Origin of the sequence: Paraburkholderia sp. MM5496-R1 (genome assembly GCF_050436205.1) — a bacterium.
GTDB classification, from domain to species: Bacteria; Pseudomonadota; Gammaproteobacteria; order Burkholderiales; family Burkholderiaceae; genus Paraburkholderia; species Paraburkholderia tuberum.
In genome coordinates this window covers 40,891-63,798 of record NZ_JBNDLT010000001.1, presented here as the reverse complement: position 1 = coordinate 63,798, position 22,908 = coordinate 40,891, and the positions used below count along the sequence as shown (strand labels likewise).

The 22,908-nt window shown below is 61.2% G+C and carries 21 protein-coding genes and 5 pseudogenes; 15 read left to right on the top strand and 11 right to left on the bottom strand.

Annotated elements, in window-relative coordinates; translation table 11 throughout:
• Positions 1-222: 222 nt before the first annotated feature.
• A pseudogene (locus OKW38_RS00325) lies at positions 223-486 on the bottom strand (transposase); the annotation flags it as partial.
• Between the two features lie 113 nt (positions 487-599).
• Here OKW38_RS00325 and OKW38_RS00320 point away from each other — a divergent pair.
• Positions 600-1,619 carry an IS110 family transposase gene (locus OKW38_RS00320; protein ID WP_429359459.1) on the top strand — a complete coding sequence of 340 codons (1,020 nt, stop codon included), beginning with the start codon at positions 600-602 and terminating at the stop codon, positions 1,617-1,619.
• Positions 1,620-1,894: 275 nt separating this feature from the next.
• On the opposite strand, the pseudogene OKW38_RS00315 reads toward OKW38_RS00320, so the two are convergent.
• A pseudogene (locus tag OKW38_RS00315) lies at positions 1,895-2,704 on the bottom strand (IS91 family transposase); the annotation flags it as partial.
• Positions 2,705-2,767: 63 nt separating this feature from the next.
• Between OKW38_RS00315 and OKW38_RS00310 the strand changes: the two are divergent.
• Together OKW38_RS00310 and OKW38_RS00305 are read left to right on the top strand one after the other, a co-directional pair.
• Complete coding sequence (locus OKW38_RS00310) at positions 2,768-3,040, top strand: hypothetical protein (protein ID WP_429359458.1); 273 nt, start codon at positions 2,768-2,770, stop codon at positions 3,038-3,040.
• Positions 3,041-3,249: 209 nt separating this feature from the next.
• Entirely contained in the window at positions 3,250-4,380 is a 1,131-nt protein-coding gene (locus OKW38_RS00305) for an IS110 family transposase (RefSeq protein ID WP_090803864.1), read from the top strand.
• A gap of 1,127 nt (positions 4,381-5,507) precedes the next feature.
• Here the strand turns inward: OKW38_RS00305 and OKW38_RS00300 are convergent.
• Both OKW38_RS00300 and OKW38_RS00295 read right to left on the bottom strand, forming a co-directional pair.
• Positions 5,508-5,762 (bottom strand): hypothetical protein, encoded by a 255-nt coding sequence (locus OKW38_RS00300; protein ID WP_429359457.1) that lies wholly within the window; start codon positions 5,760-5,762, stop codon positions 5,508-5,510.
• A 66-nt stretch (positions 5,763-5,828) separates the two neighbouring features.
• Complete coding sequence (locus tag OKW38_RS00295) at positions 5,829-6,989, bottom strand: hypothetical protein (RefSeq protein WP_429359455.1); 1,161 nt, start codon at positions 6,987-6,989, stop codon at positions 5,829-5,831.
• Between the two features lie 255 nt (positions 6,990-7,244).
• Between OKW38_RS00295 and OKW38_RS00290 the strand changes: the two genes are divergently transcribed.
• The 6 genes from OKW38_RS00290 to OKW38_RS00265 all read left to right on the top strand — a co-directional run bounded on the left by OKW38_RS00290 (position 7,245) and on the right by OKW38_RS00265 (position 11,427).
• Positions 7,245-7,655, top strand: coding sequence for a helix-turn-helix domain-containing protein (locus OKW38_RS00290; protein WP_429360644.1), 411 nt, complete (start codon positions 7,245-7,247; stop codon positions 7,653-7,655).
• The gene (locus OKW38_RS00285) at positions 7,652-7,942 is read left to right on the top strand and encodes a hypothetical protein (protein WP_429359453.1); all 291 of its coding nucleotides are present in this window, start codon (positions 7,652-7,654) and stop codon (positions 7,940-7,942) included. Before OKW38_RS00290 ends, OKW38_RS00285 begins: the two co-directional genes overlap by 4 nt.
• On the top strand, positions 7,897-8,202 hold the full coding sequence (locus tag OKW38_RS00280) for a transposase (protein ID WP_429359451.1): 306 nt from the start codon (positions 7,897-7,899) through the stop codon (positions 8,200-8,202). Before OKW38_RS00285 ends, OKW38_RS00280 begins: the two co-directional genes overlap by 46 nt.
• A 275-nt stretch (positions 8,203-8,477) precedes the next feature.
• Positions 8,478-9,371: an MBL fold metallo-hydrolase gene (locus OKW38_RS00275; RefSeq protein ID WP_429359449.1), complete on the top strand. Its 894-nt coding sequence runs from the start codon at positions 8,478-8,480 to the stop codon at positions 9,369-9,371.
• A gap of 152 nt (positions 9,372-9,523) precedes the next feature.
• Positions 9,524-10,366: an alpha/beta hydrolase gene (locus OKW38_RS00270; protein WP_429359447.1), complete on the top strand. Its 843-nt coding sequence runs from the start codon at positions 9,524-9,526 to the stop codon at positions 10,364-10,366.
• Between the two features lie 155 nt (positions 10,367-10,521).
• Positions 10,522-11,427, top strand: coding sequence for a LysR family transcriptional regulator (locus tag OKW38_RS00265; RefSeq protein WP_429359445.1), 906 nt, complete (start codon positions 10,522-10,524; stop codon positions 11,425-11,427).
• Here OKW38_RS00265 and OKW38_RS00260 read toward each other — a convergent pair.
• Positions 11,424-12,395: a LysR substrate-binding domain-containing protein gene (locus tag OKW38_RS00260; RefSeq protein WP_429359443.1), complete on the bottom strand. Its 972-nt coding sequence runs from the start codon at positions 12,393-12,395 to the stop codon at positions 11,424-11,426. The two genes, OKW38_RS00265 and OKW38_RS00260, sit on opposite strands and share 4 nt — an antisense overlap.
• Before the next feature lie 127 nt (positions 12,396-12,522).
• Here OKW38_RS00260 and OKW38_RS00255 point away from each other — a divergent pair, with 127 nt between their 5' ends.
• The 3 genes from OKW38_RS00255 (at position 12,523) to OKW38_RS00245 (ending at position 14,980) form a co-directional block, all read left to right on the top strand.
• Complete coding sequence (locus OKW38_RS00255) at positions 12,523-13,491, top strand: SMP-30/gluconolactonase/LRE family protein (protein WP_429359441.1); 969 nt, start codon at positions 12,523-12,525, stop codon at positions 13,489-13,491.
• A gap of 24 nt (positions 13,492-13,515) precedes the next feature.
• Positions 13,516-14,187: a glutathione S-transferase family protein gene (locus OKW38_RS00250; RefSeq protein WP_429359439.1), complete on the top strand. Its 672-nt coding sequence runs from the start codon at positions 13,516-13,518 to the stop codon at positions 14,185-14,187.
• A gap of 538 nt (positions 14,188-14,725) precedes the next feature.
• A complete protein-coding gene (locus OKW38_RS00245) occupies positions 14,726-14,980 on the top strand; it encodes a hypothetical protein (protein WP_429333754.1) in 255 nt (84 codons plus the stop codon).
• A 586-nt stretch (positions 14,981-15,566) separates the two neighbouring features.
• On the opposite strand, the pseudogene OKW38_RS00240 reads toward OKW38_RS00245, so the two are convergent.
• Together OKW38_RS00240 and OKW38_RS00235 are read right to left on the bottom strand one after the other, a co-directional pair.
• Positions 15,567-16,076: pseudogene (locus OKW38_RS00240) on the bottom strand (hypothetical protein).
• Positions 16,073-16,540, bottom strand: a pseudogene (locus OKW38_RS00235) (hypothetical protein); the annotation flags it as partial. The pseudogenes OKW38_RS00240 and OKW38_RS00235, both read right to left, overlap by 4 nt.
• Positions 16,541-17,224: 684 nt before the next feature.
• On the opposite strand from OKW38_RS00235, the gene OKW38_RS00230 reads away from it, so the two are divergent.
• Positions 17,225-17,458: a hypothetical protein gene (locus OKW38_RS00230; protein ID WP_429359438.1), complete on the top strand. Its 234-nt coding sequence runs from the start codon at positions 17,225-17,227 to the stop codon at positions 17,456-17,458.
• A 431-nt stretch (positions 17,459-17,889) separates the two neighbouring features.
• Here the strand turns inward: OKW38_RS00230 and OKW38_RS00225 are convergent, their stop codons facing one another.
• The 3 genes from OKW38_RS00225 to OKW38_RS00215 all read right to left on the bottom strand — a co-directional run bounded on the left by OKW38_RS00225 (position 17,890) and on the right by OKW38_RS00215 (position 20,081).
• Positions 17,890-18,486, bottom strand: a complete 597-nt coding sequence (locus OKW38_RS00225) for an NADPH-dependent F420 reductase (RefSeq protein ID WP_429359436.1) — start codon at positions 18,484-18,486, stop codon at positions 17,890-17,892.
• 28 nt (positions 18,487-18,514) lie between these two features.
• Entirely contained in the window at positions 18,515-19,282 is a 768-nt protein-coding gene (locus OKW38_RS00220) for an SDR family NAD(P)-dependent oxidoreductase (protein WP_429333753.1), read from the bottom strand.
• Positions 19,283-19,346: 64 nt separating this feature from the next.
• Entirely contained in the window at positions 19,347-20,081 is a 735-nt protein-coding gene (locus tag OKW38_RS00215) for an SDR family NAD(P)-dependent oxidoreductase (protein WP_120294484.1), read from the bottom strand.
• 114 nt (positions 20,082-20,195) lie between these two features.
• Here OKW38_RS00215 and OKW38_RS00210 point away from each other — a divergent pair, with 114 nt between their 5' ends.
• Positions 20,196-20,828, top strand: a complete 633-nt coding sequence (locus tag OKW38_RS00210; protein WP_429333752.1) for a TetR/AcrR family transcriptional regulator — start codon at positions 20,196-20,198, stop codon at positions 20,826-20,828.
• 423 nt (positions 20,829-21,251) lie between these two features.
• On the opposite strand, the pseudogene OKW38_RS00205 reads toward OKW38_RS00210, so the two are convergent.
• A pseudogene (locus OKW38_RS00205) lies at positions 21,252-21,515 on the bottom strand (transposase); the annotation flags it as partial.
• A 113-nt stretch (positions 21,516-21,628) separates the two neighbouring features.
• On the opposite strand from OKW38_RS00205, the gene OKW38_RS00200 reads away from it, so the two are divergent.
• Complete coding sequence (locus OKW38_RS00200; protein WP_429359434.1) at positions 21,629-22,648, top strand: IS110 family transposase; 1,020 nt, start codon at positions 21,629-21,631, stop codon at positions 22,646-22,648.
• Positions 22,649-22,908 lie beyond the last annotated feature (260 nt).

Here is a 22,908-nt window from a genome sequence, read left to right as displayed (position 1 = left end):
ATGGCGATTGATTGCCCGGGATGGCGAGCGGTGTTGCGGGATGCGTGGTCAGGCGGGAGGCCGGCTGAGGGCTGAGGTTGTGCCGAAGCGGTGCAGTGGCGCCATCGTGATGGCGGAACGGACGTGCAAGGGCCTGTGCGAAGCGACAGACGCAAAGGTCTGCTCGTGGGCCGCGTTGCCGCAAAGCCGAGGGTCGGGTTGTTCGTCCTGGAACAGTGGCGCTCATATCTCGCCCCGGCGCGTGGGTGGTGCGCGGATCGGTGCAGTGCGCGCAAGGATATCGATGACGATCATCGGCGCGCCGCAGTGCCGGCAGATGAAGGCGGGGCGCGTTTCGATGACGGTTTGGTGAGCTGATGTGTTGACGTCGGTCGCGACGTGCAGCAGTTCGCGGACCTTCGCGAGACTGGCGCGGCGCACCGGGTTGGCGAGCAGTCCGTAGTGACGGATACGATGGAAGCCACCGGGCAGCACATGGAGCAGGAAATGAAATGAACGCGTCCCACCCGAGTATATGAGCGCAAAGGAAGCTGGATCCTCACAGGCCGATGTGCCTACGTGGAAAATACGAAGTTTCCAGGCAAACCGGAGGATCCGTCGTGAAGCTTACGCCAGTTGGGATTGACATTGCAAAGTCGGTGTTTCAGGTCCACTACGTCGATCAGGAAACCGGAGAAATCGTGAACAAGCCGATCAAGCGGGCAAAGTTTCTCGAGTACTTCGCGAACCGGGCTCCGTGCCTGATCGGCATGGAGGCGTGCGGCGGATCGCACCACTGGGCCCGGCAACTTACGAACATGGGTCACGTGGTAAAGCTGATGCCGGCGAAGTTTGTGAAGGCGTTCAACATCCGCAACAAGAACGATGCGGCAGACGCCCGTGCAATCTGGATGGCTGTGCAGCAACCCGGCAAGGCCGTCGCGGTGAAGACCGAGATACAGCAGGCGATGCTGGCGCTACACCGTATGCGGCAGCAGCTGATCAAATTTCGCACGATGCAGATCAACAACCTGCGTGGACTGCTGATGGAATATGGAGAGATCATGAGCAAGGGCCGGAACAAGCTGAACAAAGAGATACCGGTCGTGCTCGAACGGATCGCGGAGCGCCTGCCTGCCGTGCTGATCGATACGTTTCGCGAGCGGTGGAATGGACTGGCGAAGCTGGACGAACAGGTTGCCGAGATCGAGCGCCGGATGCGCGAGTGGAAGAAGGACGACAAGGCGGTGAAAGCGGTTAGCGAAATTTGCGGCGTCGGGCTGTTGACGGCAACGGCAGCCGTCTCAATGATGGGTGATCCGAAAGCATTCAGTTCGGGGCGGGAGTTTGCCGCATGGGTTGGCATCGTGCCGAAGCAAACCGGCTCGGGCGGAAAAGTGAACCTGCACGGGATCAGCAAGAGAGGCGATACCTATTTGCGCACACTGCTGATCCACGGCGCGCGTAGCGTAATAGAGCACGCAAAAGAACCCGGCGAGTGGGTCGAGCAGATGATGAGGCGGCGGCCAAAGAATGTGGTGGTGGTTGCATTGGCGAACAAGATGGCGCGGACGATCTGGGCCGTGCTGGCCCATGACCAGCCGTACCAGAAGGCCTACGTGAGCGTGAAGCCCGCCTGAATGGTTCACGCCAAGCAGAAGATCAACGCTTAACACAGGGTGAACGTCGAAAGGTTGCGCAGCAATCGAGTGTGATGACAAACCAGGTAGGACCGGGACTCGCTAAACCTGAATGCGCCGTCGAGCTTCGAGCTCGCGCAGGAAATGAGGTGCGAGTCAGCGTATTTCATAGAGGCCCGCAGCAGCAATACTGGCTGCAACAAGGCCGGATATAAAGCTGCAGCCCATCCTGTCTGTCTGAACACACGAAAACTGTTGCAAACGGGACGCGTTCATATAAAGCGGCGCATGAACTCGCCGGCTTCGAGGGTCATGGTCTTGTAGCGGGTGTGCCCCTTCGCACGGTAGTCCTTCCAGCGGAAGGTCACGCCGCGTTCATCGAATGCAAGCAGGCGCTGGCTGGAGATCGCGACGCGGTGCGTATAGCGCGACAGGTACGCGAGCACTGCTTCGGGTCCTGCAAAGGGACGCTTTGCGTAGACGACCCATTCGCAGGCACGCAGCGGCGCAAGCCACCCGTCAAAGACAGCTGGGTCGGCAAGTTCAGCGTACTGGCCGAAGAACTGCAGGTGGCCGTGCCGGTGCGCGTCCGTGAGCGCTTCGAGCAAGCGCCTGCGGAACAGGCGCGATAGCACACGTACCGGCAGGAAGAAGCCGGGCCGGCATCCGATCCACCGCTGACCATCGGGCGACAGCCCACCACCGGGGACGATACCGTGTACGTGCGGATGATGCGTGAGTGCCGAGCCCCAGGTGTGCAGCACGAGCGTCGCGCCGATCTGGGCGCCGAGGTGCTTCGGATCAGCGGCAATGGTGCGTAGCGTTTCGGCGGCGATATCGAACAGCAGCCCGTAGATGACGGCCTTGTTGTACCAGGCGATGGCACTGATGGGCGCGGGCAGCGTGAAGACGACATGGTAGTACCCGACCGGAAGCAGATCGGCCTGGCGTGCCTGGAGCCAGCGATGCGCAGCACTGCCCTGGCACTTCGGGCAATGACGGTTGCGGCAGGAGTTGTAGGCAACCTCGATCCGGTCGCAGCCGGCGCAGCGCAGCACATGCCCCCCGAGTGCCGCACTGCGGCACTGGGCGGATACGAAACACGATATCTGCCTGCAGGCTGCCGACGACACCAGACGAGAGTTCAGTTGTGTTCCCATCAGGTCGCATGCATTGATGAGTGGGCAAAGGGATTGCATCAGCGCTTTGATGGGATGATCGCAGTTGCCCTCGAGCTGGCAAGGGGACCAACTGTTTCCGCGCTTCAGAAGTATGATTTCCTGGTCCTCTTTCCGTTTAATCCATCGACGCTCGCAAAATACCGCGAGGCGTTCAAACCGAGTCGGGCCAAAGACGATCCCACCGATGCCGAACTGGCACTCGATCTGCTGCTTTGCATCCCGAGCGGTTCGCTCCGCTGAGGCCGCAAAGCGCGGGTATGCGTTGTCTGATGAGCCTGATCGAGCAGCGCCGTGAAATGGTCGGCGACAAGACGCGATTCACTAGTCAGTATGACTCCGCGAGGTAGAGGCTGGCCCGCCGCGAGGACTCAAACGCGGGTTAGTATTTCTGCCAGAGCCGCACGGTGTGGACAGGGCCACACCCGGCGATATCCATCACGGAGGCCAGCGTGGAAAAAGATATCACACTGTACGTAGGGCTCGACGTTCACAAGGATTCGATCACGGTTGCCTATGCGCTGGGCACAGGCGAGGTCGAACTGCTCGGCAAGATTGGCACGACGAAGACGGATATTGATCGGCTGTGTACGCGCCTGCAATCGAAGGCGCGGCACATCCGCATCGTCTACGAGGCGGGCCCGTGCGGCTATGGACTTTATCGTCAGCTCGTGCAGAAGGGATTCGACTGCCTGGTGTGCGCGCCGTCGCTGATTCCGAAAAAGCCGGGCGATCGGGTCAAGACTGACCGGCGTGATGCGATCAAGCTGGTGCGGTCGCTGCGCGCCGGCGACCTGTCAGCGGTGTACGTGCCAAGCGTGGAAGACGAAGCATTCCGCGATCTGGCTCGCGCGTGGGTCAGCGCCAAGGACGATCTTAAGCGTGCGCGGCAACGGCTGAAGGCCTTTCTGCTCTTGCATGGCGTGCGCTATGCCGGCCGCGCCGACTGGGGACCTGCGCACCGGCGCTGGCTCAGCGCCTATGCTTTCGACAGCGTCTGGCAGCAACTGGCGTTCGAGGAGTATCGGCGCACGATCGAGGATCGCCTGGCGCAATGCGACCGGCTGGAGGCCGCGTTGCGCGAGGCTGTCGTCAACTGGCGATTCTATCCTGCCGTGCTGGGCCTGCAGACGATGCGCGGCGTGCAGTTCACCACGGCAGTGGGCATGCTCGCTGAGCTCGGGGATCTGTCACGCTTCGCCCACCCGCGCCAGCTGATGGCCTGGCTGGGGGTGACGCCATCCGAACACTCGTCGGGCGACAAGCGCCGTCAGGGCAGCATCACCAAGAACGGCAACAGCTATGCAAGAAAGTTGCTGGTGGAAGCGGCCTGGAGCTACCAGCATCCGGCCCGCGTGAGCCCCGAAATCCAGCGCCGCCACGAAGGCATCCCCAAGCCCATCGTTGACCGCGCCTGGGACGCGCAGATGCGCCTGTGCCGGCGCTACCGGAAGCTCCTCGCGCGCGGCAAGCAGAAGAATATTGCGGTGGTCGCGGTCGCTCGCGAACTCGCCGGTTTCATCTGGGACATCAGCCAGCTCGCCATGTCGCTCTCCGTACGGCCCGAGGTGCGCATGGCGTGACCGAACCCTTGAGCAACAAGTAAATCAACCTCACCACCCGAGCAAGAGTTTCCTGAAAGCGGCGTAGCCCGGCACCCGAGCAACCCGCGAGACGGTTAGGCAACGGATTTGATTCGACTTGCGGCACTAGATAGCGGCAGGCTCGCTGGGCGGACTTCTGTAATGCGGTAACCAACCCGCGGATATCAGCATGATCCACCGTCGAGATTTACTGCTACGTCGCCCTCAGGAAATTCAGATGGCAGCTCAAAACCCAAAACCGATCCCCTCTTGACAAGCGGAGTCATATCAGCCGTCTCTTGCTGAGCGCGCGAACGGTCCGGCTAGCGGCTGCCAATACGATTGAAGCACTCGGGGTTGAGCGACATGACAACGTTAGACAGCGCTGGGTGTCATCCAAAGTCCGGCCCAGGCGTCGGCACCTACAAAATTGCTTCAATAGTCCGTTAAAGGAACAATTTCATGCAAAATTTCTTCAAATAAATTTGTTCCCGCTACGGGTCCGAGCCGCCATTTGTCGGTGCCGCAGGAGGAACAAAATCATGCAAACCAACGCGATGAGTCGTGATAGACAGGAATATCGGGGCAACAGCGAACTCCGATCCTGCCTTTGATACGCATCGAAAATCGGCCCTGTAGCTAGCGAGAGTCACAGTCTGTCGGCGTGGTCCTGATATCCCGCAAGCGCAAATATAGGACAGTTATGGTCCTGGTCGCTCCGGTTGGATTGCGCTAACCATCTGCACTGCGACCATCTTCTTGAACGCGCAACTGAACCACGGAACCGTTTCCCGGTTGGCTCTCGATTTTCAGGCGCGTCCATCATCCTCGTCCGCTCGGCCATTCGTAACAGTCCATACGACCTGAGGCGACGCACTAGCATATCGAACGCTTTCCGTTGTCTCACACGACCAGTTCAATTTTAGTTTAAAAAAGATGCTTAACGCCGAGCATCGCGCCGGTTTGGCCGACGCCTGCCGCGGGCGTAGTGCCACCGGCGTGGTTCGAAAAGCGCCGATTTTGGGTAACACGGACGAGCTGAGCCGCACCGCTCATGGAGGGCGGTGTTTTGATTTTTGATTAGTATCCCGATGGATTTGGAGGTCTTGGGTTTCGACCTCCCGCGCTCAGGCTTGCCGCGGTTGAAGTGGTCCGAGTCCCAGCATCGTGAGCCAGTGCGGGTGGTCCCGCCCCGTCATCAACTCACACGGACTTTTGCCTTGACGCTCGGCCCGGCGGCTGCGCACGAAGCGCCGATGATTCAGGAAGAAGCGCAGCAGGTCGAGGTAAGGGGCGCCCAGATGGCGACGCAGCGTGAAATAGTTGCGCAAGCGCGAGTTCAGATTTTCGACGAGCGCACTGCTGCGCGGCGTGTGGGCCATGGCCTCGGACACCGCGGCGAACACGGCGTGGAACTGGCCGCCCAGTCTGGCGCGTAGCCGGCCCCATCATCCCTGCCAGTACGCAGGTGAGGTGCGCGGCTTGCGATGCAGCACACACGCGGCGCGCACGAGTTCATCCGAGATGTTGGCGCGCTGCGCGATCGCGGCGAGCTTCTCATCGAGCACGCCGGCGAACGCGGGCAGGTCATCGCGCTGGTTCTGCAGCGCGATGCGCACCGGGCGGATGCGGCGCGCATCCAGCGCTTCGCGCACGCCCAATTCCTCGACGATGAAGTCGAACAGCGCTTGCCGCGTGGCGAGTTGCGGACCCGCCAGCGACACGATGTCATGACTGAGCCACTGGGTCAGCGTGCGGATGTCGCAGGCTAGCTGATGCGCCTGCGCCTCTGTCCGACGTGCCCGCCTCAGCTGGGCAGCGAAGCCGCCGGCGCGCCCCCGCGAGCGCGGCTGGTTGAGCCTGGCTTGCAGCTTCTCGCGCCGCGACCGGGCGCCCCTGGCGAGGTTGCCCAGCGTGTTGGCCAGTCCTTCGCACTGGCGCTGGATGTGGAACACATCGCCATGGCACGGCGTGTCGCCCCAGGCGGCCTTCTGCCCGGCGCGCAGGCCCTGGCCGGCATCGGCAATCGTGTAGTCGGGCGCCAGTCCCTGCTGCGCCGCGTCCAGCAGGTGCACGCCCCAGGTGTCGCCGTCGCGATGGGCCTCGGCCGCCAGCAAGTAGCAGTAGGTCGACTCGGCATCGACGCCGGCCAGCACCGGCCGCGAGCCCTGGAAGATCTCGTCGTGCAAGCCCACGCGAATGCCGGACAGGTCTTGCTCGCGGTTGAGCGCGGCCGCTTGCTGCGCGGCCCATTGCTGCACGTCGTGAACGTTGCCCACACTGGTGGACACGCCCAGCAAGTCGCGCATGAACTCCACCACGCCGCGATACGAGCTGCGGCAGATCAGCGTCAGCGCAACCATCACCTGGCGTAGCCACCTCTGGCTGACCGGCAACTCGAACAGCACTTCATCCTCCGGTACCGCCGACGCGAACGCGTCCGCCAGCGCGACGCCGGCCTTGCGCGTTTGCGCGTAGACGAATTTGCGGCTCACGCCGTGCCGCGCGGCCAGCGCGCTGATCGTCCCGGATCCCGCCAATGCCCGAACCGCCAGGTCCTGACGCTCATGTTCAGGCAGCTTCGCTGCCGCGCTAGCGGATCGATTCATGCACGCACCACGACTGAAAAAAATGGGCGGCCATTATCGACCATAGCGGCCTCATCAGGCACCTCGCGTGTAACCCACGATTGAACCTCGCCGGTCGCTCTAATTTGAATGACCGCTACACGTCGACAACGCGCCACCTAAGTGTTGCTGGTAAACGCGTTTGAATTTTGTTAACTTCGGCGAACCCATTGCGCCGGAGTCCAGATGAAGTGTGTTGTAGAGCTGAGCGAAGCCGAGGAAAAGACCTTGCAACAGATGTCGTTGAACCACCAGCATCGCGACATGCGCACCCGGGCCGCGGGCGTGATGATGCTCGGCCGCAAGATCAAACTGACTGAAGTGGCTGCGCAGCTCAGCGTGAGCGGGCAGTCGGTCTACAACTGGGCGCACGCGTGGCGAGAATCCGGCATATGTGGGCTGCTGGTCGGTCATAGAGGCGGACGTCCCCGTTCGTTGTCTGAAGCCATGATCGCGACCGCCATCGAGGCCGCCAGCGCCGAATTGACGACTCTCAGACAGATTGCGCAGCGCGTTGAAGAACCTCATGGTGTGCCGTTTCCCTGCCGCCTGGATACCTTGTCGACTGCGCTCAAACGAGCGGGGTTTTCCTACAAGCGTGGTCGCTATTCGCTCAAAAAAAGCGTAACCCCGAGGAGTTCGCCGTGAAGGCCTCCACCCTCACGAAGCTACAGCAGGCCGCACTCGACGGTGCGTGCCAGCTGTTCTACTTCGATCAATCCGGGTTCAGTGCTTCGCCCCCGGTGCAGCGCGGCTGGTCGCCCATCGGCGAACCGCATCGTGTGTTCCCGCAACCGCACTGCAAACGCTCCGTCCTTGGTGCACTGGATTTCGGCGCCAACCTGCTGACCTATCACACCACAAGACCACGATCAAACGCCCCGATGTCGTGCAATTCCTTGAGCAGATCGCGCGGGAAAGCACGCCCGGTCTGACGACGGTAGTGGTGCTCGACAACGCCTCGATCCATCACAACATCGATCAGGAAACAATCGACCGATGGTTTCTCGAACATCGCATGGTGCTGTTCTATCTGCCGCCCTACAGCCCCGAACTGAATCTCATCGAAATCCTCTGGAAGCACGCCAAGTATCACTTGCGCCGCTTCGTCACTTGGACCAAGGAAACCATCGATGCCGAGGTCAAAAAACTGCTCGACGGATTCGGCTCAGATTTTCAAATCAGATTTTCGTGAACACTTAACACCTACAAAAAAACAGCGGCGGCGGGTCCGCGTCATTCATGACAACCCGGGCCGCCATACCCGGAAAGCCGGAAAAGCTGTCGCTGCAGTCCATCAGCCAGCGCCGTTGCACCCTAAGCGGCCATCCAGTCTAGGCGTCACAACGTTCGTTTTTGCGCAACCATGCTTTCGCCCAGCCCGGCTTCTTCTAGACGGCGGGAAGCACGACTATACGTCCACGCATCGACACATCGTCGCGGCCTCTTCCAAAAGGACGAGCAATCAAAGTGGACACCATTCATCGATATCGGATCGGCACTGCGACCGTGACACGGGTCGCCGAGCTCGTTCTTTCTGAGATTCCTTCGGCCTACCTGTTTCCCGACCGGGATCGCACGATCCTTGCCAACGATCCGCCGCCATGGATCGGCCGCGAGAACGTCTCGCAAGACGGTGAAACGCTCGCGTTGAGCGTGCATAGCTGGGTCGTGCAGACGGAGGGCAAAACCGTCCTGATCGACACGGGTGCCGGCAACGGCAAGCATCGACCACTGAACCCCGTGTTCAATCAACTCGATACGCAGTACCTCCAGCGCCTTGCCGCAGCCGGCGTTCAGCCGGCCGACGTCGACTTCGTGCTGATCACGCATCTGCACGTCGATCACGTCGGCTGGAACACGGTGCGAAAAGGTGACGCGTGGCGCCCGACGTTCGCCAATGCGACCTACGTGTTCTCGGGTGCCGAGTACCGTTTCTATGCCGACGAAGTGCACGTGCAGACACCGAGCGTCGGCGTATTCGAGGACAGCGTGCAGCCGATTATCGATGCGGGCCACGCCCTGTTGATCGACGCACAAAGCCAGCCCACGCTCGAAGGCCTGGAGGGGTTCACGTTCTATCAAACCAAAGGCCACAGCTTCGACCATCTGTCGTTCGGCTTCACTTCTGAAGGGCAGCATGCACTGTTTTCAGGCGACGTCATGCATCACCCGATTCAGATAGCCAAGCCCGAGTGGAACTCGACTTTCTGCGAGTTTCCCGACGATGCCGAGCACTCGCGGCTCTGGGCGCTGAACCACGCCGCAGACCGGCACTCGCTGTTCTTCAGCAGTCATTTCCCTGGAACGTCCGTGGGCGTCGTCGAAAGGCAGGCCGGCGGTTTCGCCTGGCTGCCCCGCTAAACCTCTCCACCAAGAGAGCAAACATCATGGCAACGCAAGCACCGATTGAATCCCGCGACTTCATGATCCCGAGCGATACGCCCGAGATCGAGCTTCACATCCGCAACAAGCGGCCGGCAGGCCGCACCGACTTTGGCGAAGCACGCACCGTGATGTTGATGCACGGCGCCACCTACGGATCCGGCAGCCTTTACGACACGCCGATCGGCGGTTATTCGTTTATGGACTACCTCGCTCGCGCTGGCTTCGATGTTTACGCCGTGGATGTGCGCGGCTATGGTGAGTCGACACGACCACCGCAAATGAGTGTCGCCGCTGCGCAGAGCGAGCCGCTGGGGCGTACCGAATCCGGCGTGCGCGACTTCACGAGCGCCGTGAACTTCGTGCTGCGCACTTCAGGAATCGCGCGTATCAATGTGATCGGAATGTCCTGGGGCGGCAGCGTGACTGGTGCCTTCACGGCCCGCAACGGTCACAAGGTTCGCAGGCTCGGGCTCGTTGCACCACAGTGGGTCAGCGACAAGCCAATCCCACTTGACGCAGGTGGCCTGCTGGGTGGTTACCGGGTGGTGCGCGCGGCTGATGCGCGCGAGCGCTGGGTCAATGCCGCCCCCGAGTGGAAGCGCAACACACTGATACCGGACGGCGGCTTCGAAGCATGGCTCGACAATACGGTTCGCACCGAGCCCGACGAGGCGTTGCGCAAGAACCAGTCGATCCGTGTCGCGAACGGGCCGATTCAGGACATTCGCGAGTACTGGGGAGCAGGTAAGGCGTTTTATGACCCGGGCCAGATCGAAGTGCCGGTCCTGCTGATTCATGGAGAATGGGATGTCGACGTGCCGCTCGCGCTTGCGCAGGATTACTTCACGCAACTGAGCGGGTCGCCGGACAAGCGTTGGCTCGAACTGGGCGAAGCAACCCACATGCTCATGCTCGAAAAGAACAGGGGGCACGCATATCAGGCATTGGTCAGCTTCCTGAGCGAGGCTTGATGGCGGCGCAAGCCTACCAGCGACCGACTCTACGACACGCTTTCAGCGCCGGCGCCGTGCGAGAATGCCGCAGCACATCGCATGCATCCTCGCACGACGCAAATATCTGTATCGACCCGCGACCCGCATGCATCCCAATCTGACAGGACTGATGCATGGATAAGCTGGCCGCGATGCAGACCTTCGTTCGTGTCGTCGACTCGGGCACTTTTACGCGTGCTGCAGACCTCATGAATGTGCCCAAATCGTCCGTCACCCGCCTCATACAGGAACTCGAAAAAGAACTGGGGGTGAGGCTACTGCACCGTACAAGTCGTCAACTCACGCTGACGCAGGAAGGCCAGATCTATTATGAGGGCTCGATTCGCGTGCTTGACGAGGTTGGCTCGCTGGATGGCAGCGTCCTGAGCGCAACCCGGTCGCCGAAGGGGAAAATCAGGGTGGAACTGCCCGGCTCGTTGGCGTACCAATTGGTCGTCCCGGCCATGCCGGACTTCTTTGCGCGCTATCCCGATGTCCAGGTCGAGCTGAGCGTCGGTAACCGGTCGGTTGATCTCATCGCCGAGAACCTTGACTGTGTTCTGCGTCTCGGGCCATTACTCAGCGACTCGCTGATCGCGCGCTCGGCCGGTACGCTGCCGCTCGTGACGTGCGCGTCGCCTGCCTACATTCAGCGCCACGGGCTACCCCGCGAGCCCGCGGACCTCATGCAAGGCCATACGATCGTCCGCATGAATTCGCCGCGCTCGGGGCGAGACTTCGTCTTCCAGCTCCATCGGGACGAACAGCTCTTCGAAATCCACGGCAATCATCGGTTAAGCGTCAACGACTCGAGCGCCGCGCTAGCGGCTGGACTTGCAGGGCTCGGCGTACTCACCACCTATGCGTTCCTCGTCACCCCGCACCTTCGCTCTGGTGCACTCGTGCGCCTCTTTCCCGATTGGCGGGGCGATGACATCGCTGTGCATGTTGCCTATCCGGCCAATCGGCATCTCGCCTCCAAGGTGCGCGTATTCGTCGAATGGGCGATCGAACTTCTCAGGGCAAGCGAACCCGCCTAACTCTTCGCGTCGTTCCGCTTCGCGCGGCGTCGGCCTGACGAACCCGTGGTCGGCTGCATCCGATCCCAATACGGCGGATCGCCGATGTGCTCACGCACGTGCTCGAGGAACAGACGCGCGCGGGTCACGTTGGAGCGTCCGGGCAGGCGCACCGCATGAATCGCCGATGCCCCCTTTCCCGGGCTGCCGTCATTCTCGGGAAAGAGCGACACGAGTCTGCCATCACGCAGACAATCGCCTACCAGCCAGCTCGCCAAATGAACGATGCCCAAGCCCGCAACCGCCGCGTCGACCAAGGTCTCGGTATCATCGCATTGAAATCGCCCGTTGACCCGCAACGGTGCGCCCCGGTTGAGCCCCGGGAAAGTCCACCAGCCCGGCGGAGTCGGCTTCGACGAGACCGTCAGGCATTCATGTTCCAACAACTGCTCTCGCGTTTCCGGCTGGCCCGCCCGCGCCAGATACGAAGGTGCAGCGCATACCAGTCGTCGCACCGGCGCAAGACGCGTCGCAATCAGATCGCCACTCAGATCGCGTCCGATCCGAATCGCCAGATCGATGCGTTCGACCGAAAGATCCGTCAACCGATCGCTCAGATGCAGGTCGACCTGCATCCGCGGAAATTTCTCGAGAAAGGTATGCACCGCCGGTGCGATATGGCGCCTGCCAAACGATGCCGGCGCGGTGATCGTCAACAGGCCGCGCGGCTCCTGATCCCGACTCGATAGCTCATCGCGCGCCTCCATCAGTTCCCCTAGTACGTTGCGCGCAGTACCGAGAAAGTGCTGCCCGGCATCGGTCAAGACCAGCTTGCGGTTGCCACGCAGGAACAGCGCGCAGCCTAGTTCCTCTTCCAGCCCGTCGATCCGGCGCGTGATCGACGACACCGCCACATCGAGCGCGCGCGCGGCCAGCGAGAAATTGCCGGCTTCGACGACCGCAACAAATACCTCCAGATCCTTGAGCATTGCCGCCTCGCATTTTGCGTTTATTGCAAACGTAGGTTGCATTGGCGCTAATTGTTTAGGGAATACAGCAAAAGCACAATCCCTCCCGTCACATCACCGGCCTGGTGCCGAAAACAGGAGAACCTCTATGACAACGCCAAAACATCGCAAGCGTCCAGCACAACTTATCAGTGGCATGACGCTCGCGGCTGCCTTGCTCGCACCGAATCTCTCCAGCGCGGCAGACATCACGTTCACGGCCCCGCAGGCCTTTCCGGAGAGCATCACCTGGTCGGCCCGTCAACATGTTTTCATGGTGGGCTCGGTGCGGCACGGTACCGTGGGCAAGATCACGCCCGATGGTCATTACTCGGAATTCATCCATGACGACCGTCTGATCTCGACGCTGGGTCTGTTCGTCGATGATCGCCGCAACACGCTTTGGGTCACCAACTCGGACCCGGGTGTCGGCGAGCACACCAATGCGGCCACGAAGGGCAAACTTGCGGCCATCGCGACTTACGACGCGACTACCGGTGAGCCACGCGCCTACTACGATCTGTCGTCGATCAATCCGGGCGCGCATCTGGCCAACGATCTGGCGGTCGACGCCGATGGCAACGTCTATGTGACCGACAGCTTTGCACCGACCGTCTACCGCATCGACACGCATGGGCAGATGTCGGCATGGGCCCGGGATCCGCGTTTTTACACCGGCGAGGGCTTCAACCTGAACGGGATCGCAATGCACCCGGACCGCTATCTGATCATCGGCAACTACAACTCTGGCGCGCTATTCAAGATCGATATTCATGAACCGTCGAGGATCGAGCAGATCACGTTGCCCGAAGCACTGAAAGGCGCGGACGGATTCGATCTGGTGGATTCGCAGCACCTGGTCGTGGTGCAGAACGAGGGCATCGATCGCACGGTCGAACTCGTCTCCACCGACGGCTGGCGAACCGCCACCATTGAGCGTGTACAGAAGAGCGAGCGCTCGATGCCGACTGCGGCCGTGACGGAAAACGGCAAGACGCACGTGCTCAATTCGCGAATCGACACGCTGTTCAAGCCGGGCTCGCCGCAGATCGATCAATTCGTTTTGCAGCAATTCTGAATAATTCGATCCAAAGGAAACACTATGCCGACACTTTATTTTCATCCCACGCCGAACGGCAGCAAGGTCGCCCTGATGCTCGAGGAGCTGCAGCTGCCGTTCGATATCGAGGTCGTCGATATTTTCCGCGGCGAGCAGCATCAGCCGGAATTTCTTGAGATCAATCCGAACGGCAAGGTGCCGGCCCTGGTCGATGACGGCATCACGGTGTTCGATTCGCACGCGATTCTGCTGCATCTGACAGAAAAGCACGGTGCTTTCATGCCGACGGATCCGGCCGGGCGTGCGGCCGCACTGTCCTGGCTGCAGCTCGTCGCGACGGGGCTGTCGCCGTTCAGCGGCCAGGCCGTGCACTTTCTGCACTACGCGCCGGAACCGCTGCCTTATGCCCGCAATCGCTACTTCAAGGAGGTCGAGCGGCACTACGGCGTGTTCGATCAGCGTCTGGCGAAAGTGCCTTACCTGGCCGGCAGCACATACTCGATTGCCGATATCGCGCTGTGGGGCTGGGCCTGTTCGGCAGGCTACATCTTTGGCGAGCGTGGATTGACCGACTATCCGCACGTGCAGCGCCTGGTCGATGAGATCTCTGCACGTCCGGCGGCGGCGCGGGTCATCGCACTGAAGCAACGCATGACCCTCAGCACCGAGATGAACGAGGGTGCCCGTCGCGCCTTGTTCCCGCAAAACCTGTAACGACCGACTGGACCGTCGCGCAGCGTCGGGTCTGGATTGCTGCGCGACGCGGTTGGCGTGAGCGCCGAGAACGGTGGGGCTTTGATGCTTCGAAGGTAGATTGGATGCAGAAGAAATCGAGACGTCGAAGGTCGTTGGCGCCGACACTGAGCGGCCGCTCGAGCGTCCGTGTGCGTTCGCAAGCGAGTGTCGGAAACTGGCCGGGTACGGACGAACCCAATCGCCGCGTCGCCGATCAAGTGACGCTAGTGCACCGTTGCCGAGCGGGCCGGTCAACGTAATGGTGCGGCGCGCTGAAGAGTCGCGCGTCCGCGTAAGTGCGTGCGGCAACGCGCGTTGCCGCGATCCGTGCACGTAGTGTCCGGACATCGATATGTACGAGAAAGGGCCTATCGAACTGAGCGTGTCTTCGCAACCTATACGGAAGGGCGTAACCTCGTATGACCGGAGGAAGCCGCGCTATGCCGAGCGACGAGCGCAGATCTTCGTCGCTACGTGGCCGCCTACCCTTAAGGCTTAAGGTGCGGAAGAGGTCGTCATGCCTGATACCGAGGTGTACAAATTTCAATACGTACGTCGACAGGGACTGCAGCGTACCTATGATGTAGTTCTGAATATCTGTCGGCTGGAATCCGGCGTATGTTCTTACGTGGCATGGGTCCATTTCGCCGGCGAATTCAAAGGGAACGGACTGATTTTCCCACTGATCGCAAAGACTACGGAGGAAGCGGCGGTTGAAGCGCGAGGACGTATTGAAAACGACATCGAAGACCTCGCCGGCATCGCTGAATAACCTTGCATTTGTTGTCTGGAGTTGGCCATGGAAGAGCAACAGGTGGACCGAGGCTACATTATCACGGTCAGCGCGCGAGAGGACTGCGACGGCGGGTCGACCGTTACGTTGCTGGTGGAGCAGATGTCGCGGCGTGGCGAAATCGACCGCAAGGGCGGCCGCATACCTGGGAGCACTACCGCTCATTGCTCAGCGTAGCGGCCGCAGTCAGCGATGCGATAGACCTCGCCAGGCGCGCGATCGATGCCCAGCTTGGCGGATCTCCGCGCGAACATTAGCCTCGTACCCTTCCACCTGTTGCCGGGCAAGCGGCGGCAAGCGGCGGCAAGCGGCGGCAAGCGCAGTATCCTCGAACAGACCACCACACGCACATCAAAATCACATCATGTGGACAGTGCAGTCGCTTCAGCACCTGGGCGACGCCAGGGGGCAACGTCCTGCGCGGTCTTCGTCGTCCTGGCCATGGGGGTCGCCAGCATTTTCCGGCCACCGGATCTTACCTTACAGTAACGCCTTGGTGCGACAGAGCAATCCGTAACGCCAGCCGTATTCGATGTGGCGATTGCGCGCGCGTTCCGACTGGACTTTACTGCAAGGTGCCCCATCGCCCGACCGCCGGCTCGGCCGAAGCCCACTTCCAACCGTCCTGATCCTTACAGATTGACGCGACAAACCAGGCAGCGGGCGCACCGGGCTTCTCGCCAGCAATGACCGAAAATGCAAACTCGCGACAGGTCGCCAGCGCGCTATCGAACTCGCGCAGCACGCGGACCTCGCCGTGACCATTTTCGAGCGGCAGCACGTGTTTGACCCGCTACGGCTTCGTTGCGCCGACCGGCAATTCACCCGCCGTGGCCGCGATCGCCATCTGCTGGTCGCCGTGCAGCGACTTCATCACGCGCCTGACGGCTTCGTCGGCGGCGGCCTGCACTGCGATGCCCACGCCGATGCCGATGGCAGGATTGCTGGTGACGGCGCCTGTCGATACCGCGGCGACCGCACCGGCCACCGCGCCGACCGACGCGCAGCCACTCATCATTACCGTCAAACTCGCCACAACGCCGGCCGCAAGCATCGCATTAAAGCGGCGCTTCATTGCAGCGCACCCCAGCGTGCCGTGGCCGGTTCCGCCGAGGCCCATTTCCAGTCATCACCATCACGGCACACCGCAGCGACGTAGAACGAACTGGTCGCGGGCTGATCCTTCTTCGCATCGGTATCGGCAGAAAAGACAATTTCCTTGCAGTCGAGCATACCGGTACTGATCACCCGGCTCACAGTCACGCGGCCTTTTTCGTCTGGCTCGATCGGTACGCTGTGCCTGGTGAACCAGGGTGCCACGGCGCCGACCGCGAGCGGTCCCGCCGCGGTCGCAATCTGCGCCTGCGTATACGCGTGCATCACGCGTTCCGAGTACTGCACGCCGGCTCGGGCAGCGGCCACTGCGCCGAGGCCGATGCCGGTGGCAACGGCCGCGTTGCTGGTGACCGTGCCGGCGACGGCCGCCCCGGCGATACCGGCACCCGCCGTGGCGCCTTCACTGTAAAGTGAACTGCAGCCCAGTCAGACCCGTACTGACGGCTGCCAACGCGAGACAGGTCGCCAGCGCGGTAACGGGCAGGCAATGCCGCCGAATCGCGCTCTGCACGGTCGTTTTCCTCGCTCCGGATGGCTTGTCCCGATCGATGCAGTAGCCGGTTGCGCGAAAGCTGGCAGACGCATCGCGAGAGCGGCGCATTCCACATTTTGACGCGAGTGGATTGGTGAAACCAGCGAAATTCGCAGGATCGGTGCGCAGCGGTGATTGGCGGAATGGCGCGCGATGCATGCTGGCTCACAGCGCCTGACTGACCAAGCTCGATGTCCCTTTCCAGGGCGACACTCAAGATTGCCGGGGCCTCAGGCTCAGCCGTTGCGTGCCGTCTGTCGAGTCTCATGGGGGGCGCCACTTGATGAACAGCATCCGGCATTTGCCGCCCCTCCCCTTGCGCGAAACAACGCCACCGGGAACTGGATCACTGCGACGCGTTCTTTTATTTGCGCCGACTGACTTCCAGGCAAGACAACGCACGCCTGGTCGATACGTTCCATAAGGTCGAGTTCCGGCCGGTTGACCGAAAGGGCGGACCGAAGATCGCGTATGTCGCGGCATCATCGCCGTGATCGATTCGATCGCTAAAACCACGTTGACACCCTGTCAGCGACGTCCCGGCCGTTGTATGCTTAGCCCGAATAGGAGGGGCCATGACTCAAAAGGCGCGAGAGCTTTACAGGAGCGCGAACGGAGACCGTTGGTCGCTCGTCCACGAATACGACTCTGGCCGGGTTTTCGTCCGACATGAGCCAAACCTCTCGTCAGGTGGCCGGCCGTCCGACATCTCAATTGGCGACTTCCTCGTTCGAGATGGCAAAGGGCCGGAGCATACCGAACTGCTGCGCCTGATCGGGAAATTGGTGGAGACGCCAGCCGATAACTAGCGCTTACCTTTTACGATTGTTCAACTCGCGTCAGTGACTGCGCAGGCCTGCTCCGTGCCAGTATGGCTTTCAACGCCGATGCTTTGTGCTGCAGGCGGTGGACGCCGACGCCGCCCCTCAAGGCAATACCGTGGTTGGACGACATCTGCCTGGGGGACGCTTCAGAAAACGGAAAACAGGCACGGTAGCGACAGAACGATCTGTCGCAAATCGACCCCGAGCCGTCATCCGCGTCACCATGTCAACAACGACCGCTTTCCAATTCCGAACGGACATTCGTTCGCATCACGTCTTCCGTTACGGGCGCTCGGGGCCGGTGGGTCGTTAGCGGCAATGATGCATTCGCTCAGAATCACTAACTGAATCTCGATCAGATCGCCGCATGCGTTTGGCGATGCGCGTGGCCGCTGTGACTTTGTCGTGACGCGCCGCTATTTGAACTTGACGAGATCCTTGAATATCAGTTGACCCCAGCTATTTCCGCGCGCGTGTACAAGCAGTCCACCTTCCGAAAGCCCGCCGAGGTTGATTGGCGCGAAACCGAGTTTTTCCGCAAGCGCACCAACCTCCGCTGCGGCGCCGTCATCGTCGCTCGCCAGGAACACGACTCTCCTGCCACCGTGTACGGCCGGGTCCTGGTCAAGGACGGCAGCGACCAAATGGTTGAAGCCTTTCACCAGCCTGGCTCCGGTGAACGCCTTCGCGACGAAAACTGACGACGGGAGACCGTCCAGTTCCTCAAGCGGGGCTAACGTGTTCATCGCGTCGATGATGGTCTTTCCTTTCCAGTTCGGCAGCGCTTTCGCGACCTCCGGGTGCGACTCGAAACGGACAGCTAAAAAGATGGTGTCTGCCTTGAGGGCTTCCGCCAGGGTTTTGGGAATGATTCCGGGTCCGATCGCGGCGGCATCGGACGCAAAGCTTTCCGGGTCGCGCGTGGTTGCAACGGATACTTCGATACCGCTGCGGGCAAACGCCTTGGCAAGCGCGTAGCCGATCTTGCCGAAGCCGATGATTGCGTAGCTCATATGTTCTCCTTTGGTTTTTGCGGCGCGATCAGAGCTTGTAGCCGCCGCTCGCTTCAATCGTCTGACCGGTCACCCAGTGGCCGTCATCGGAGGCCAGAAACGCCACGACGGCGGCGATTTCCGAAGGCTCGCCAAAGCGTCCCAGCGCGATTTCGGCCTCGACCGCCTTGACGAGTTCGGGATTCTCCCGGATGGCGGCGTTCACGTCTGTTCGCGTGTAGCCCGGCGCTACGGCGTTCGCGGTAATTCCGCGCGGCCCCAACTCGGACGCGAGCGCATGGGTGAGGTTGTTGATGGCCGCTTTGGCCATCGAATAGACAGGCGCGGCTGTTACGGGCTTCGTGGCGGCAGCGGATGAGATGTTGATGATGCGTCCACCATCTGTGAGACGATCCAGAGCGGCCTGAACGATGAAGAAGGGCGCGCGGGCGTAGACCGCGATCAGGGTGTCCCAACTCTCCGGCGTCGCGTCCTTGAAGCCAACCCAGCCGGAATTGCCGGCGTTGTTAACCAGGATATCGAGAGCTTTGCTTCCCTTCCGCTTGGTGAACTCGTCATCGAGTCTCTCAAACAAGGCCGGGACTGTCGCCGGGTCAACGAGGTCCGCGTGGATCGCGAACGCAGTGCCTCCCGCTTTCTCGATGGTCGCGACCGCTTCGTCTGCGCCGGATTTGCTGGCGTTGTAAGTCAGCGCGACCGTCGCACCATCCTTTGCAAGACGTTCGGCAATGGCGCGGCCAATGCCCCGCGATGCCCCGGTAACGAGAGCGGTTTTTCCTTTAAGGGATCGTTCCATTTTATTTTCCTCAGTGGATGTGCGCATAACCGGATCACTGGAGTGACCGGCCGGGCGTGGCGCGTCAGATTTGCGCCAGGCCGCCGTCAACAGCGACCTCGCTGGCGGTCATGAAGCTGCTGTCCTGCGACGCGAGGAAGGCGGCCACCGCCCCGATCTCCGCCGGATCGGCCATGCGCTGGAGCGGAGTCATCGAGCCGAAGGCCTTCACGCCTTCCTCGCCCAGCGCTTCCTTCGCGAGTTCGGTCGCCGTCGGCCCGGGCGACAGCACATTTACCCGGATGCCGGTGCCCTTCAGATCCTCCGCCCAGGTCCGCGCGAGGTTGCGCACTGCCGCCTTGCTCGCGCTGTAGGCGCTGAATGCCGGGGCGCCCGTGGTGCCGGCGCTCGATCCGGTCAGGATGATCGAACCGCCCGCACCCATCAGCGGCAGCGCCTTCTGGACCGTGAAGATCGAACCCTTTACGTTGGTATCGAAGATTTCGTCAATGTGCTCGGATGTGATCTTGCCGAGCGGAAGCTGGCTTCCCGCCCCGGCATTGGCGAAGACGATGTCGAGGGTTCCGCGCTCGGCCTTCACCGCCGCGTAGAGTCGGTCGAGGTCGGCCAGATTGGAGACAGAGCCTTTCACCGCGCGGGCATTAGGCCCGAGGTCGGCCAAAGCCGCATCGAGTGCTTCCTGCCGGCGGCCGAAGATGAAGACGAACGCGCCTTCCTCGATGAAGCGCTTTGCCGCGGCAAGGCCGATGCCGGTAGCGCCGCCGGTGACCACGGCGGTCTTTCCATTCAGTCTGTTCATTTCATGTGCTCTTTCATTGGAGTTGCTGGAGAAATGCCATACAGCGCTGTATGATATGGATCACCGATCCACATAAACACTATATGGATCACCGATCCACTTGTCAACATCCCTATGCGAGCCGACGCTCAAAAAAATCGCAGCCAGATCCTCACAATCGCGCGTGACGTCGTCACCGAGCATGGTGCCGACGCATCGATGCGCGATATTGCTCGCCGGGCTGGCGTCGGGTTGGCCACACTGCTTCGTCATTTCCCGACACGAGAAGCCCTATTCGAAGCGTTGCTGTGCACCCATCTGGATGCACTGACGCAGAAGGCAGCCGAGCTCGAAACATCGACTTCGGCTGACGAAGCACTTCTCATCTGGTTTCGGGAATTGGTGGTATTCACCCAAAGCTACAGGGGTGTTGTCGCCATGATGGCGGCAGCCCACACGAACCCGGATTCCGCGCTTTATGCTTCGTGCGCAGCGGTGCACTCAGCAGGCGCGCGCCTACTACTCCGTGCTCAGGGCGAGGGAACGGCACGCGCCGATATGAATGGGGACGACCTGTTCGCCCTGATAACGGCTCTCGGCTGGGCGGTCGACCAACCCTCATTCGCGCCACGAGCGGATCATCTCGTTCACCTCATTACGAGCGCCATCCTGACACGTCGGCCTGGCAACGATGCCAGGAAGGCAACGCGGCGAATCAAATTGCCGACGGATACTTCCTGCCAGGGAAGCCTTGGGGATTCGAACTAGATGGCGGAAAGCTGACTGGAGCCGACACTCGAATGGCCATTAGTGCACTTGAGCGATTGGCCGCTGTTGTTTAGGTTTGTAGGATGCCTGCCCTCGACCACGGATATGAGCGCACGCCACAGGCGCATGCGGGCAGGCGTCGTACAAACCCCGAGGGAGGAAACCGCGGAGTGTTCCGGCGCGGCCGGAACCTTTAGCGCTATGGGGATTGAAGAGGTCGCGTGCGGTGTTGGACTGACGCGGCGCTGGGGCAAAGCGGGTTGATGTCGACGGGATGCACGTTGGGGAGGCTGTCCGGCGCGCGTTGGTGACGGGAGGCCGGGCGCACAGCCGCGTGGTCCGTGTAAGAGACGCAAGCGTCCGCTATCGGGTCCCGTTGCCGGAGAGCCGACGATCGCCTTGAACGTCTCGAAACACCTGTGCTCATGCTGCGGCTCGCTGTACGGGTGGTGCGCGGATCGGTGCGCTGCGCTGGAGGACCTCGATGACGATCATCGGCGCGCCGCAGTGCCGGCAGATGAAGGCAGGACGCAGAGCGGGACCGGTGTCGTCGGGTTGCGTGCTGGCTGCGGGCACGACGTGCAACAGCCCACGCACCTTCGCGAGATTCTCCCGGCGCACGGGATTGGCCAGCAGGCCATAGTGGCGGATGCGGTGGAAGCCGCCGGGCAGCACATGCAGCAGAAAATGAAATGAACGCGTCCCACCCGAGTATATGAGCGCAAAGGAAGCTGGATCCTCACAGGCCGATGTGCCTACGTGGAAAATACGAAGTTTCCAGGCAAACCGGAGGATCCGTCGTGAAGCTTACGCCAGTTGGGATTGACATTGCAAAGTCGGTGTTTCAGGTCCACTACGTCGATCAGGAAACCGGAGAAATCGTGAACAAGCCGATCAAGCGGGCAAAGTTTCTCGAGTACTTCGCGAACCGGGCTCCGTGCCTGATCGGCATGGAGGCGTGCGGCGGATCGCACCACTGGGCCCGGCAACTTACGAACATGGGTCACGTGGTAAAGCTGATGCCGGCGAAGTTTGTGAAGGCGTTCAACATCCGCAACAAGAACGATGCGGCAGACGCCCGTGCAATCTGGATGGCTGTGCAGCAACCCGGCAAGGCCGTCGCGGTGAAGACCGAGATACAGCAGGCGATGCTGGCGCTACACCGTATGCGGCAGCAGCTGATCAAATTTCGCACGATGCAGATCAACAACCTGCGTGGACTGCTGATGGAATATGGAGAGATCATGAGCAAGGGCCGGAACAAGCTGAACAAAGAGATACCGGTCGTGCTCGAACGGATCGCGGAGCGCCTGCCTGCCGTGCTGATCGATACGTTTCGCGAGCGGTGGAATGGACTGGCGAAGCTGGACGAACAGGTTGCCGAGATCGAGCGCCGGATGCGCGAGTGGAAGAAGGACGACAAGGCGGTGAAAGCGGTTAGCGAAATTTGCGGCGTCGGGCTGCTGACGGCAACGGCAGCCGTCTCAATGATGGGTGATCCGAAAGCATTCAGTTCGGGGCGGGAGTTTGCCGCATGGGTTGGCATCGTGCCGAAGCAGACCGGCTCGGGCGGAAAAGTGAACCTGCACGGGATCAGCAAGAGAGGCGACACCTATTTACGGACACTGCTGATCCACGGCGCGCGTAGCGTAATAGAGCACGCAAAGGAGCCCGGCGAGTGGGTCGAGCAGATGATGAAGCGGCGACCAAAGAATGTGGTGGTCGTTGCATTGGCGAACAAGATGGCGCGGACGATCTGGGCTGTGCTGGCCCATGACCAGCCGTACCAGAAGGCCTACGTGAGCGTGAAGCCCGTCTGAATGGTTCACGCGAAGCAGAAGATCAACGGTTAACACAGGGTGAACGTCGAAAGGTTGCGCAGCAATCGAGTGTGATGACAAACCAGGTAGGACCGGGACTCGCTAAACCTGAATGCGCCGTCGAGCTTCGAGCTCGCGCAGGAAATGAGGTGCGAGTCAGCGTATTTCATAGAGGCCCGCAGCAGCAATACCGGCTGCAACAAGGCCGGATATAAAGCTGCAGCCCATCCTGTCTGTCTGAACACACGAAAACTGTTGCA

Coding starts and splice junctions, on each gene's coding strand:
- OKW38_RS00300 (WP_429359457.1), bottom strand. CDS start 5,762: ATGGCCCACACGCCGCGCAGCAGTGCGCTCGTCGAAAATCTGAACTCG.
- OKW38_RS00295 (WP_429359455.1), bottom strand. CDS start 6,989: ATGAATCGATCCGCTAGCGCGGCAGCGAAGCTGCCTGAACATGAGCGT.
- OKW38_RS00290 (WP_429360644.1), top strand. CDS start 7,245: ATGTCGTTGAACCACCAGCATCGCGACATGCGCACCCGGGCCGCGGGC.
- OKW38_RS00270 (WP_429359447.1), top strand. CDS start 9,524: ATGTTGATGCACGGCGCCACCTACGGATCCGGCAGCCTTTACGACACG.
- OKW38_RS00265 (WP_429359445.1), top strand. CDS start 10,522: ATGGATAAGCTGGCCGCGATGCAGACCTTCGTTCGTGTCGTCGACTCG.
- OKW38_RS00260 (WP_429359443.1), bottom strand. CDS start 12,395: ATGCTCAAGGATCTGGAGGTATTTGTTGCGGTCGTCGAAGCCGGCAAT.
- OKW38_RS00255 (WP_429359441.1), top strand. CDS start 12,523: ATGACAACGCCAAAACATCGCAAGCGTCCAGCACAACTTATCAGTGGC.
- OKW38_RS00250 (WP_429359439.1), top strand. CDS start 13,516: ATGCCGACACTTTATTTTCATCCCACGCCGAACGGCAGCAAGGTCGCC.
- OKW38_RS00245 (WP_429333754.1), top strand. CDS start 14,726: ATGCCTGATACCGAGGTGTACAAATTTCAATACGTACGTCGACAGGGA.
- OKW38_RS00230 (WP_429359438.1), top strand. CDS start 17,225: ATGACTCAAAAGGCGCGAGAGCTTTACAGGAGCGCGAACGGAGACCGT.
- OKW38_RS00225 (WP_429359436.1), bottom strand. CDS start 18,486: ATGAGCTACGCAATCATCGGCTTCGGCAAGATCGGCTACGCGCTTGCC.
- OKW38_RS00220 (WP_429333753.1), bottom strand. CDS start 19,282: ATGGAACGATCCCTTAAAGGAAAAACCGCTCTCGTTACCGGGGCATCG.
- OKW38_RS00215 (WP_120294484.1), bottom strand. CDS start 20,081: ATGAACAGACTGAATGGAAAGACCGCCGTGGTCACCGGCGGCGCTACC.
- OKW38_RS00210 (WP_429333752.1), top strand. CDS start 20,196: ATGCGAGCCGACGCTCAAAAAAATCGCAGCCAGATCCTCACAATCGCG.